The organism is Vibrio owensii CAIM 1854 = LMG 25443, from assembly GCF_000817815.1.
GTDB lineage: Bacteria > Pseudomonadota > Gammaproteobacteria > Enterobacterales > Vibrionaceae > Vibrio > Vibrio owensii.
Map to the genome: position 1 here is coordinate 160517 of NZ_JPRD01000025.1, position 11709 is coordinate 172225.

The following is an 11709-nucleotide window of genomic DNA, read 5'->3' on the forward strand; positions in this document are numbered from 1 at the left end:
CAAAAAGTGCGACATTTTGTACCAACGCAAATTTTTATGCAAATAAGTCCATGAATTAGCGCATAAATCAAACATTTTGAGCTTGTAAAATGTTGGCATCTTGTTTGCTATATGGAGTGTCCAAGTGGTCTCAGGATGCGGGAGACATCAACGCGTAATCATCGCTTCTCGCTCCCTCACCCTAAGGTGACTTGTGATATGAGCGCGCTATGACGCTCTGGCGACTTCTTTAGTAACCCAAGACTTTAGAAGCCAAAGAATCATTGGAAAGGAAACAACTAAAATGAAAAAAATTGCGCTGACTCTAGCTGCAACGTCAATCACTCTTGTAAGCTACTCTGCTTTTTCAGCTCAAGATGGCGAACACATTCGCCTGGCAACAACAACAAGTACTTACCACTCTGGCTTACTGGACTACCTACTTCCTCAATTTGAAAAAGACACTGGCTACAAAGTGGATATCATCGCGGCGGGCACTGGTAAAGCGCTGAAGATGGGTGAAAACGGCGACGTTGATTTGGTAATGACACACGCTCCTAAAGCAGAAGGTGTGTTTGTTGAGAATGGCTACGGCGTCCTTCCACGTAAACTGATGTACAACGACTTCGTTATCGTTGGCCCTAAGTCTGACCCAGCACAAGTGAAAGATGATGCATCCGTACTCGACGTATTCAAAGAGATCGCAAACAAAGATGCAACTTTCATCTCTCGTGGCGATGATTCCGGTACACACAAAAAAGAATTGGGCATTTGGGCGCAAACTAAGATGGAACCAAACTTTGGTGGCTACCGCAGCGTAGGCCAAGGTATGGGTCCTACTCTGAATATGGCTTCAGAGATGCAAGGCTACACCATGACTGACCGTGGTACATGGTTGGCTTACCAAAACAAATTGGATCTTGCGATTCTATTCCAAGGCGACGAAAAACTGTTTAACCCATACCAAGTGATTTTGGTTAACCCAGAGCGTTACCCAACCATCAACTACCAAGGTGCGAAGGCGTTCAGTGACTGGTTAGTGAATCCGCACGGTCAAGAGCTGATCAACAGCTTCCGTCTGAATGGTAAACAATTGTTCGTTGCGAATGCTGAGACCAAATAACGCAATATGAATCTTGCTGATACAACACTAGAAGCCTTGCGCTTACTGGTGAATTTTGATGCAGACCTATGGGAGATCGTTGCGGTCTCCTTTAGTGTTTCTATTACGGCAATATCTTTGGTGGTATTGCCGTCTATTTTGATGTCCTTTGTCCTCGCCTACACCGACTTTCGTGGTAAGTGGTTCTTGCTGTCCATTGTGAACACCTTACAGGCGGTGCCAACGGTCGTAATCGGTTTGCTGCTCTACATGCTGCTATCGAGAGCGGGACCTTTGGGTGATTGGCAAATGCTGTTTACGCAAAAAGCCATGATCTTAGGACAAATGATCGTCTGTTTTCCGGTTCTGGTTTCCATGATGCACGGTGCGCTTCAATCGAGTGACCGTCGCGCGGTTGAAACGGCGATTACGTTAGGAGCGTCAATACCTCGTATCGCTGCTACTATGATCTGGGAGACACGTTTTCCTTTATTGGCGGCTATCATTGCGGGATTCTCACGAATCGTCACAGAGGTAGGTTGTTCAATGATGGTTGGTGGCAACATTATGGGCGTAACCCGTAATATTCCGACGGCCATTGCTATGGAAAGTAGTAAAGGTGCTTTTGCGCAAGGAGTTGCATTAGGAATTGTATTACTATCGTTAGCGTTAGCGCTCAACTTCCTCTTATCGAGCATGAGAGGCAAAGGCTATCTAAGAACATGAAGCAAGCAATCGACTCGCCATCGACCCAATGTAAGGGTGAATTATGACTATAAAAATTACCGCCGAGCAATTGTCCATGCGCTTTAAAGAGCGTGTGCTTTTCCACATCCCTGAATTAGCCATTGGTCCCAACGACGCGATTTACCTAAAAGGTGACAATGGCGTTGGTAAAACCACCCTACTCAAGATCCTTGCGGGTTTACTCAAGCCTTCAACGGGGAAAGTGGTGGCTCCAAAAGATACTTGGTTGAAGAAGTGGACGCGTCGCAATGGTCGTGTTGACGTGATTTATCTCCATCAGTCTCCTTACCTTTTTGACGGCACTGTGTACGAAAACGTCGTTTATGGAGTTAAATATCAACAAGACACGGCAAAAGATAAGCGAGCTCAAGTTATTAGTGCGCTGCGCATGGTAGGGTTAGAAACCTTAGCCGACGAACACATCTCTGTATTGTCCGGCGGTGAAAAGCAACGCGTAGCAATGGCACGAGCTTGGATTTTAAAACCATCGATTTTGTTGATGGACGAACCAAGTGCCTCTCTCGACCAAGAGTCGATTGAACGTCTGGTTATCATGGCAAAAGATCTGCTTGATCGTGGCTCTAGTATTGTTGTGACTAGCCACCAAGCGAACGCGTTGACGGATTTATGTAAAAAACAGTGGTGGATTAAAGACAAGACTTTGATAGAGTCTCCACTCTTGTATGTCATACCAAAAGAAACATCCCAAGAGAACGCATATGCTTCAGCCAACACAAACTAGTTGGGTCATTTTGGCTGGTGGTCAAGCCAGCCGTATGGGTGGAAAGGACAAAGGTCTGATCGAACTGAATCAGAAGCCACTCATCGAACACGTTATCGAACGTTTATCTCCGCAAACACCACGCATTCTAATCAATGCGAACCGAAACCAAGACGCCTACCGTGCGTTTGGTTTCGTCTTCAGCGATCAATTTAAAGATTTCCCAGGTCCGATGGGCGGTATCCACGCGGGCTTGGTTCATGCAGAAACCGATTGGGTTGGCTTCGTCCCTTGCGACAGCCCACAAATCAACACCGACCTTGTTGAACGTTTTTGTAATGCAGTAAAAGAAGACACCGATATTTTGGTTGCTCATGATGGCGATCACCAACAGCCCGTCTTCACGCTTTACCACAAGCGCGTACTGCCAAAGCTGACCGCGTTTTTAGAACGTGGCGATCGTAAAATCATCCTACTCTATAAAGAGTGCAACACCAGTTACGTTGACTTTAGCGACTCACCAAACTGTTTCGTCAACTTAAATACGCCTGAAGAATTGGCGCAATTTGGACAACTCGAATCATGAAACACACGCTAAACATCCCTATTCTTGGTTTTGCTGCCTACTCTGGTACGGGCAAAACTACGCTACTTGAAGCATTGCTACCAAAGTTAACCGACGCAGGTTTACGCATCGGTATGCTAAAGCACGCCCACCATAACTTCGATGTCGACCAACCGGGCAAAGACAGCCACCGCCTACGTAAAGCAGGCGCATCGCAAATGCTGATCTCTTCTCGTAACCGCTTCGCGCTGATGACAGAAACACCAGAGTCAGAATCTGAGTTTGATTACCTACTGACGCGATTTGATGAAGACAAGCTAGACGTGGTTCTAGTGGAAGGCTGCAAAAACATTGCCTTTCCTAAGATCGAATTACACCGTGAAGAAGTCGGCAAGCCTTGGCTTTATCCAAACGATGAAAACATCATCGCGATTGCTTCAGACAGCGGCGAATTGGGATCTGAACTGCCACAAATGAACATCAACGATCTTGAAGCAATTGCCCAGTTCGTTATTCAGTATGTTCAAGAGGCGAAAGCACCAAAGAGTAAAGAGAAAGAAGGTGCTTGCTGTGATACCCTTTCTCCGGCTTTCCTTTCTGTCGTTCAAGGACAAGAAAAGATCCTATCTTTGGTGAACACAGTTGCTGAAACCGAAGCGTGCAAGATTGAAAATGCATACGGTCGTGTGCTAGCAGACCACGTGGTGTCACCAGTTAACGTGCCGCAATACACCAACTCTGCGATGGATGGTTACGCTATTCGCGGTGATGACATCGAGCGCGACAACTACCGAGTGGTTGCTGAAGTGATGGCGGGTCACGCTTACGATCAACCTGTGGAAGTTGGTCAAGCGGTTAAGATCATGACGGGCGCCCCAACACCTATCAATGGTGATACCGTTGTTATGCGTGAACAGGCAACACAGCATGGCGATACAGTCACGTTCAATGGTGCAAGCATCAAAACCGGTCAAAACGTTCGTCAAGCGGGTGAAGACTTAGCAATTGGTAGCGATGTGTTTACCGCAGGCACTCGCCTAGCCTCCCCTGAGATGGGCATGATTGCTTCTCTTGGCTTTGGTGAAGCCAATGTGTTCCGCAAGTTGAAAGTTGCTGTGTTCTCTACCGGTGACGAAGTGCAAGCGCCAGGTACAGATCAGAAAGCGAATTCAATCTACGATTCAAACCGTTTCACTATCATGGGTATGTTAGAGAAGCTAGGTTGCGAGATCTTGGATTTCGGAATTCTAGAAGACAACGAGAAGTTGATGATTGAAGCGCTCGAAAATGCTTCTGCGCAAGCCGACGTAGTGATGACTTCTGGCGGCGTATCCGTTGGCGATGCAGATTACATTAAGCTGGCATTGGACAAACTGGGGCAAATTGATTTCTGGCGTATCAACATGCGTCCTGGTCGTCCGCTTGCGTTCGGTCAAATCAACGATAAACCTTTCTTTGGTTTGCCGGGTAACCCTGTTGCCGTGATGGTTTCATTCATCAACTTTGTTGAGCCTGCGCTGCGTAAGATGCAAGGTGAACAAGGCTGGAAGCCACTCAAAGTCAGTGCCATTGCCACAGAAAACCTCCGTTCTCGCCAAGGTCGTACCGAGTTTAGTCGCGGTATCTACGAACTCGACGAAACAGGTCGTCTAACGGTCCGCACAACGGGTAAACAAGGCTCTGGTATCTTGCGCTCAATGAGCGAGGCAAACTGCCTGATCGAAATCTCCCCTGCTGTTGATACAGTAAAAACGGGAGAAAGCGTGACAATTATCCCACTTCAAGGCAGAATCTAGCCCAACTAAAAATGAGAAGGTCAGCACGTCTGACCTTTTTATTGATGACAGAAAAACTTTTCAGAGAGACAGCTATGGCTCGCACCATTCTTTACACTTACAAAGACCAAGACAAAGAACTGACGTTCTCATACCAGCAACACCGCAATATTCAAGAAGCGGTTGCAGAAGCAGAAGGTATCGATATCACTGAGTTCCTAAAGATGGAGCAACAAATCGAAGCAGTATCTGATACTAAAGCGGTGCGCAACTACCGTGATAACTACTTCAGAAAATTAGGCTTTAGCAAAATCACCCTAGCTCAAAAAGAAAACTTGGGTGTAGGCAAAAAGAACAAATAAGCCAAGCGACACAGATCAAAACAAAAACTCGCGATTCGTCGCGAGTTTTTTTATACCTATTCTTTTTGTTCGTACTCTATAAGTAAAAAGCCCCGTTTCACCTTAAAGGAAAACGAGGCTTTCAATATAGGTCTTATGTATTTTCGCTTACCGAAAACTCAGACGATTATTTGATGTTTAGGAACGCAGCACCACGTACGCCGCCTGAATCACCGTGTTTTGCTTTGATGATCTTTGGACATTTCGCGACAGAAAGCAGGTACTTAGGAATACGCTTTGGCATCTCTTCGTAAATCAGTTCGAAGTTAGATAGACCGCCGCCTAGTACAACAACGTGCGGGTCAGTCGCAGTAAACAGGTTCGCAAAGCAGATTGCGAGAAGCTCCATAAAGCGCTCAACGTGCTCAACCGCTTTTGCTTCACCTTCTGCGTTTGCTTTGATAATGTCGATCGCTTTCTTCTCTTCGCCGTAGTAATGCGCGTAAAGAAGCTCAAAACCTCGACCAGACAGGTAGCTATCTAGACAACCTTTCTTTTCGCAACCACAACCTAGTAAAGGCGCGTTTTCGCCTAGGTGGAACCAAGCGTCGATAGGAAGACGTGTATGACCTACCTCACCCGCAACGTGGTTACGGCCAGAGAACACTTTACCTTCGTAGATAAAGCCGCCGCCAAAACCCGTACCAAGGATCAAACCTAGTACAGATGGTTCGTCTTGAAGGTCTTCATCCCATGCTTCAGAAAGCGCGAAACAGTTTGCATCGTTTTCGATTTTTACGCTGCGACCGATTTTAGCTTCCAGATCCGCACGAAGTGATTTGCCTTTTGCTGCAGGTACATTAACCGTTAGTACAGTTGCGTCATCCGCATCTTCCATGCCAGGAAGACCAAGACCAATCGTACCTTCACAACCAAATTCCGCATCGTATTTGTTAACCAGACCTGCAATGGTTTCTACCAGCAAATCGTAGTTGTCTGTTGGTGTTGGTACACGTTCAGTTGCTACACGCTCAAGTTTTTCGTTAAACGCACCAAACTCGATTTTAGTGCCACCGACATCAAAGCCGTAATACATGCAATTCTCTCCTAAAATGCTCAAACGACTCCCAAAATATGCTGGAGTCAAAAAGATAAACTTTAGGCATTATCCATATCTGTACGCCTGCAAACCGTGACGGAATGCAGATTTATCCCCTCGTTGAAGCCAGTTGAACAACAAGCCATCAACAAAAGTTCATTCCTTAGAGTTAGCTCTCGATTTTAGCCCACTCTTTGAAACGTTTCAGATGCGGTCGAGACCAGTCGGTTTTTACTCGAGTTTTCGTCAGCATGTAGGTTTCACGGAAGGCTTCAAACCACAATTGCAGACACTCCGAAGCTTGCTCTTCACCTGCTTGTTTGAATACTAACGTCGCGACTTCTGCAGTAGACAGATGCTGCTCATTGTCCGAGCGACGCATAATGTATTCAGACAGTGATTCCGGCTCAATAGAAAGCACAGGTAAAGATTTAAGAAACTCTGAACGGCGGAAGATCTTACGTGCCTCACGCCAACTGCCATCAATGAAGATCAGTAACCATTTTTTGTCCGAACCATCGGATGCCTTCAATCGCTCCGGATTCAAACCATCCAATAAACGCTCAGGCTCATCCACGTAATCTGCAGGGAAGACAACCACAGGTTGATAAGCATCGTTCTCTAGCAATGCCAACATCTCTTCAGAAGGTTCGGTACGATTCCATTGATACACGTAGGTCTCTTGAATCGTATCAGCAATAAGACGCCCAGTATTACTTGGCTTAAACACTTCGTTTTCCGATACGATCAGCATGCAGGCAATATTGGATTCAATGTTCGGCTGAATCTCGCACAAACAATATTGTTCAGAAACCTGACAATAAGGACAGCGAACCACTTTACAACCGCGAGCGTTAAACGGCTTCGTTGAGATAGATTGACGGTGCTGGTATAAACGATGGAAAGCGTGGATTCTCATGGATAGAAAGTGCCAGTTGTTAGGGTCTTCATAAAGTAGAGCGCGATTCTACTTGCATAGAGGGTTAGTCTCAAGAAATGCTGATAAACGGACGGACATTCACATTCCTTTCTTCTCGTTGAAAGATACGCTGGAGTGTTAAGGTCTTAACAAATAAGCGAATCAAACAAGGAAATTAGTGTGCCCGAAACTGCATTTAACGACCCTTCTTGGCTACGACTCAGCATCTTCATTGGTGTTTTGTTGCTGTGCACCTTGTGGGAAAACAAGCGACCGAGAAAGCAGCTGACTGTCGACCGTTCATTTCGCTGGTTTAACAACCTCACATTGGTCGCACTAAATAGTGTCGTTATTGCCATAGTTATGCCGATTGCGGCCTTTCAAGCGGCCATCATCGCTTATGAAAACCATTGGGGCCTACTCAATGCTCTTGCCTTCCCGACTTGGTTAAATGTGCTGATAACCGTTGTGCTACTCGATCTCATCATCTACCTACAGCATTTAGTCTTCCATCGAGTTAAACCGCTATGGAAGCTTCACCGCATGCATCATGCTGACTTGGATATCGATGTCACAACCGGGACACGATTCCACCCGATAGAAATCATTCTCTCTATGGTGGTAAAAATCGCCGCTGTGTTTACTTTAGGCGTCTCTCCTATTGGCATCGTTGTGTTTGAAATCGTATTGAATGCCAGCACCATGTTTAACCATAGCAATGCAAAGCTGCCACTGCCTTGGGACGCGACGTTACGTAAGTTGGTTGTGACACCAGACATGCATCGCGTTCACCACTCCGTCATCGTGCGCGAGACACATTCAAACTTTGGCTTCTTCTTGTCTATCTGGGATCGCTTGTTTGGCACATATCGAGCTCAACCGGAGTTAGGACATGATGATGTTGTGATTGGTGTTCCAGAGATTCGCGACAAAGACGAGCAAAGATTAGATAAACTGATTACCCAGCCATTTCGTTACAAAGAAAAGTCTTCCTCATGAGCCGCTCAATGAAAGTGAATGTGTTTGGAAAAGTCGTGCTTGCGGAATGCAAAGATGGGATTTGGACGCTTTATATCGATTCGGAAACTTCGATAAAGCGCCCAATCAGAGACTTTGTAGTGCCGCCCTTTCTTGATGAGGACGAGTTACTGACCTACCTAGATGATATGTATCACGAACACGCGACCGCAACTCATCCCAATGTATTTCGGATTGAGTAGCCCATTTTAACTTCCGTAGCTGGACGACCATTGGTTAACGAGAACAACGAAGAAGACTCTGTTTGCAGCACTTCAAAACCGAGTGCTTTGAAAATCTCAACATTACCCGTTTCTTCCACACACCAGACACTCAAAGCATTCACTGAGCTATGTAACTTACATAAAGCCACAATCAAGCGACGAGCGATTCCTTGTTTGCGAGATGCACTTTCAACAGCCAGTCCTGAGAATTGCAGCTCGTCGTCTGTAAGTTTGACTTTGACGCAACCAACGATTCTACCTTCAAGATAATAAGCATAATTGACCCATTCATCTTTGCTTGAAGTCGGTTTCGCGGCTTTATTTGGAGAGTAGATTGCTCTCAATTCTTGAAAGCAATCTCTAGTAAGGGATACTACCGAAGGGTTTTCACTCGAAACGCGTTTAAGCATTTTCTATTTTAATGAGCTTAGGCTTTAATCAAATCGCGTTTTTTATTTGATTGGGTCACACCAACAAACAAACCGATAATCCCAAGAACAATTGAAGAGATGGCGAACACGCTCACATCTTGTTGTTTGTTGATGGCGGCGTACACAAACGCAATGCCAAAAAAGATTGCGCCAAAACTAAAGCCCGATAGCGCGGCAAAAACACCGAAGCTCGCCAGCTCCTTAAAGTTATCCATAACACTTCCCTGTTTAAATATACGTAATATCGAATAAAACAATTACCGGAATATCTGACGTGAGTGGCGATGCTTTTGCGAATTCCACAGCCAAATTGATACTCCAATAGAAAACCCTAATAACAACGTTTGCCATTGCAGTTGTCCACTGCTCTCCAATACGCCCAATCCATAGTGCGCATAAGAGTTAAAGCCTACGCTGCTCAACATAATCAATAACAGTAAAACCAACCCAGTCCGGCGGTGCCTAATCAGCAAATAAACGGCGAGTAAATCAAGGAGGCCAAGGGCGCTCCAATACATGTTTAACCAGCCTGGGGCAAAATCGTAAGGCAAAAAGCCATCGACAATATTGTCGTAAATGTGGATGACACCACCCACGGTCAGGCAAAGGCATAGGAGAAACAGTACGAATTTATCCATTATCGTTTCCTTTCCTTATCTGAATGAATGCGCAAAGCATATAGAAATCAGCTAAATAATTGTAATTTCGACGCCATTTTTGAGAGCGACAGTGCCTTTAAACCGTACGTGAGAGGTTGAAAGAACAACAATGGCTGTTCTTCCTTATCATTTCGCTCCTGATAAAAGCATAGCGTTTGGTTTGATGGTTCGCTTGAAAGCTTAGTTAACCTCTATTGACCCTTTCTGTGCCTGCATCGTTATTGTGTATGGTAGGAATAAAGTATCAGCCAACGCTGAAAAAGCAGTATCAAACACAAAGAAAGGCACCCCATCCAGTTTGGGACCCGTGTTTTCAGAATAGCTAGGCTCACCATTCAACAAACACATGTTGTAATTCACTCCACTATAAACTCTTGGAATTTCCTTGCAGTAGCTCTGCTCCCCCTCATGAGCGATTCTCACATGATTGTTTGTTGGGTTTAGGGTCTCTATCGTTGCACAACCTTGCAACACAATGGCTGCCAATATGACGAGTCGTTTTTTCATGAACTTTCCTTGTTTGTACTTCCTTCGTGAGAATGATTTACGTATTTCTTTGCTTACTGCTGATACACGTGAGATGTGACGTTTGGATGTGGTTTAGAAGCTGCAACAAATCTCCAGTGAAATTGTCGGGAACGAGTAATAGTCGAACGTCAATGTTGTTCCCCCTTTTTAGCCTTCGCATCAATGAACACAAACTTCATTGAAGGAGGAAAGATAAAGGCATCATCACATCGATAACCTCTTAGCCAAACACCATCATCTCGCTTACGCAGATACAAACCTCTGGGATAGGTGTCTTTCTGCTCAAGAGGCAAAGAAGCGATTGTTATGTATTCGTCTTTTGTGAGCGAAATACCTTGAAGTAATAAGTATGGTGCGACGGCGAGCGGACAAGGCTCTAGCCCTTTCAGAGCTCCATGAGTAAGAAGCTCAGCCAACGTTGCTCCAAAAGGTGCCCCCAATTCCGAAGGCGTTGTTACCAATACAGACACTATCTGGCCACGTTGTTTGGTTTGTATCATTTGATCTTCAAACAGCTGTAAGGCAAACGGATTAAATTGAATGCGTAGTTCTTTGAGTTCTTGAAGCAACTCTGCATTCGTGTGATTACCGATTTCAATTTTCACTTCATTGCCCCAATGCGGATAAACTCACGAACCTGCTCTAAAGCACGTTGAAAAACAGGGTGAGCATGGGAAGAAATGTCTTTTGTCACCCCATGCCAAAAGAATTCGAAATCATGCCCACCATCATCTTGAGTGTGGAAGACCCAATGCTCCGGCAACTCTTCACATTCACACAAAACGAAATGCCAAAGCTGCTCTTGAAACCCACTCTCCCAAGCCCCTAAGTAGGTTGTGTGATTGACCAATTCGATGCCCGACTCTTCTGCCAATTCTCTTTTTGCCGCACTGAAGAAGTCGCAATCGAAGAGTTCAACAGTGCCTTTCACCAACTGAACGCCCGCAAGAGGATGTTTGAAAAGAAGAATCTCGCGGTTTTGTTTTCGCAACACCAGAGGACACACTTTATCAACCAAAGAATACCTCCTCGCTCTGAAGGCATATTTGTTTCGCTTCGACTGGAAAGAGAGGTAACATGGCTAGTTCAGTAAAGCTCACCCATCTCAAAATATATTGATTGGAAACCGAGCGCCTTTGTAGTTCGGGGCCATTACCTAGCGTAGGGGTGGCTGAGCCGATATGGGATAAGAAGTAATGATCCATTCGGCCTTGATTTTGGATCTGAAACACAGGAGTGAGCGATGTTAGTTCAATAGAGGTTTCTTCCAGTGCCTCGCGTTTCGCCGCTTCAGAAAGAATTTCTCCATCCTCTACACTACCGCCAGGAAACACCCAATAGTGTCTATCGCCCTTCACTCGTTCAATCAATAAAACTTCTCGGTGATCGTTTATTAATATTAAACTTGCTCGCTCCGGCATTCATCTCACTCCCCTGATTTAACGGAACATTCTAACAATCTTGAGGCGATAACAAAGAGTTAACAAATTCCTTTAACACATTTCTCTTGTGCCGTTAATCAAATTGCGATTTGGGTCACTAACTCTTGGCATCAAAAAAAATAAATAGGCAGAGCGATTGCCCTAATGCCGTTCACTTAAG

17 protein-coding genes are annotated in these 11709 nt (G+C 45.3%); 8 read left to right on the forward strand and 9 right to left on the reverse strand.

All coding sequences use genetic code 11. The features are described from left to right. The first annotated feature begins 283 nt into the window (after nucleotides 1-283). From H735_RS15855 to H735_RS15880, 6 genes are all read left to right on the forward strand, one after another. Nucleotides 284-1102, forward strand: a complete 819-nt coding sequence (locus H735_RS15855) for an ABC transporter substrate-binding protein (RefSeq protein ID WP_005445821.1) — start codon at nucleotides 284-286, stop codon at nucleotides 1100-1102. A gap of 6 nt (nucleotides 1103-1108) precedes the next feature. Then, entirely contained in the window at nucleotides 1109-1807 is a 699-nt protein-coding gene (locus H735_RS15860) for an ABC transporter permease (RefSeq protein ID WP_005445822.1), read from the forward strand. Nucleotides 1808-1850: 43 nt separating this feature from the next. Continuing rightward, a complete protein-coding gene (locus H735_RS15865; protein ID WP_005445824.1) occupies nucleotides 1851-2570 on the forward strand; it encodes an energy-coupling factor ABC transporter ATP-binding protein in 720 nt (239 codons plus the stop codon). Then, entirely contained in the window at nucleotides 2548-3135 is a 588-nt protein-coding gene (gene mobA / locus H735_RS15870; RefSeq protein ID WP_005441549.1) for a molybdenum cofactor guanylyltransferase MobA, read from the forward strand. The genes H735_RS15865 and mobA overlap by 23 nt, the downstream gene beginning before the upstream one ends. Then, nucleotides 3132-4910, forward strand: coding sequence for a bifunctional molybdopterin-guanine dinucleotide biosynthesis adaptor protein MobB/molybdopterin molybdotransferase MoeA (locus tag H735_RS15875; protein WP_020197402.1), 1779 nt, complete (start codon nucleotides 3132-3134; stop codon nucleotides 4908-4910). The genes mobA and H735_RS15875 overlap by 4 nt, the downstream gene beginning before the upstream one ends. 74 nt (nucleotides 4911-4984) lie before the next feature. Then, nucleotides 4985-5251, forward strand: coding sequence for a DUF2960 domain-containing protein (locus H735_RS15880; protein ID WP_005377584.1), 267 nt, complete (start codon nucleotides 4985-4987; stop codon nucleotides 5249-5251). A gap of 166 nt (nucleotides 5252-5417) precedes the next feature. On the opposite strand, the gene nagK is transcribed toward H735_RS15880, so the two are convergent. Then, nucleotides 5418-6326: an N-acetylglucosamine kinase gene (nagK, locus tag H735_RS15885; protein WP_020197401.1), complete on the reverse strand. Its 909-nt coding sequence runs from the start codon at nucleotides 6324-6326 to the stop codon at nucleotides 5418-5420. 172 nt (nucleotides 6327-6498) lie between these two features. Beyond that, nucleotides 6499-7248, reverse strand: a complete 750-nt coding sequence (locus H735_RS15890; RefSeq protein ID WP_020197400.1) for a tRNA-uridine aminocarboxypropyltransferase — start codon at nucleotides 7246-7248, stop codon at nucleotides 6499-6501. A gap of 180 nt (nucleotides 7249-7428) precedes the next feature. Between H735_RS15890 and H735_RS15895 the strand changes: the two genes are divergently transcribed. Both H735_RS15895 and H735_RS32100 read left to right on the forward strand, forming a co-directional pair. Then, nucleotides 7429-8247 (forward strand): sterol desaturase family protein, encoded by an 819-nt coding sequence (locus H735_RS15895; RefSeq protein WP_020197399.1) that lies wholly within the window; start codon nucleotides 7429-7431, stop codon nucleotides 8245-8247. Between the two features lie 8 nt (nucleotides 8248-8255). Beyond that, nucleotides 8256-8468: a DUF7661 family protein gene (locus H735_RS32100; RefSeq protein WP_042985662.1), complete on the forward strand. Its 213-nt coding sequence runs from the start codon at nucleotides 8256-8258 to the stop codon at nucleotides 8466-8468. On the opposite strand, the gene H735_RS15905 is transcribed toward H735_RS32100, so the two are convergent. The 7 genes from H735_RS15905 to H735_RS15935 all read right to left on the reverse strand — a co-directional run bounded on the left by H735_RS15905 (nucleotide 8441) and on the right by H735_RS15935 (nucleotide 11528). Next, a complete protein-coding gene (locus tag H735_RS15905; protein WP_020197397.1) occupies nucleotides 8441-8899 on the reverse strand; it encodes a GNAT family N-acetyltransferase in 459 nt (152 codons plus the stop codon). The genes H735_RS32100 and H735_RS15905 overlap by 28 nt on opposite strands. 17 nt (nucleotides 8900-8916) lie before the next feature. After that, nucleotides 8917-9135: a hypothetical protein gene (locus H735_RS15910; RefSeq protein WP_005441533.1), complete on the reverse strand. Its 219-nt coding sequence runs from the start codon at nucleotides 9133-9135 to the stop codon at nucleotides 8917-8919. 42 nt (nucleotides 9136-9177) lie between these two features. Continuing rightward, entirely contained in the window at nucleotides 9178-9558 is a 381-nt protein-coding gene (locus H735_RS15915; protein ID WP_020197396.1) for a hypothetical protein, read from the reverse strand. A 201-nt stretch (nucleotides 9559-9759) separates the two neighbouring features. After that, nucleotides 9760-10086 (reverse strand): YceK/YidQ family lipoprotein, encoded by a 327-nt coding sequence (locus H735_RS15920; RefSeq protein ID WP_020197395.1) that lies wholly within the window; start codon nucleotides 10084-10086, stop codon nucleotides 9760-9762. 149 nt (nucleotides 10087-10235) lie between these two features. After that, nucleotides 10236-10712, reverse strand: coding sequence for a hypothetical protein (locus tag H735_RS15925; RefSeq protein ID WP_020197394.1), 477 nt, complete (start codon nucleotides 10710-10712; stop codon nucleotides 10236-10238). Beyond that, nucleotides 10709-11125, reverse strand: a complete 417-nt coding sequence (locus H735_RS15930; RefSeq protein ID WP_020197393.1) for an NUDIX hydrolase — start codon at nucleotides 11123-11125, stop codon at nucleotides 10709-10711. Before H735_RS15930 ends, H735_RS15925 begins: the two co-directional genes overlap by 4 nt. Continuing rightward, entirely contained in the window at nucleotides 11118-11528 is a 411-nt protein-coding gene (locus H735_RS15935; RefSeq protein ID WP_020197392.1) for an NUDIX hydrolase, read from the reverse strand. Before H735_RS15935 ends, H735_RS15930 begins: the two co-directional genes overlap by 8 nt. Between the last annotated feature and the right edge of the window lie 181 nt (nucleotides 11529-11709).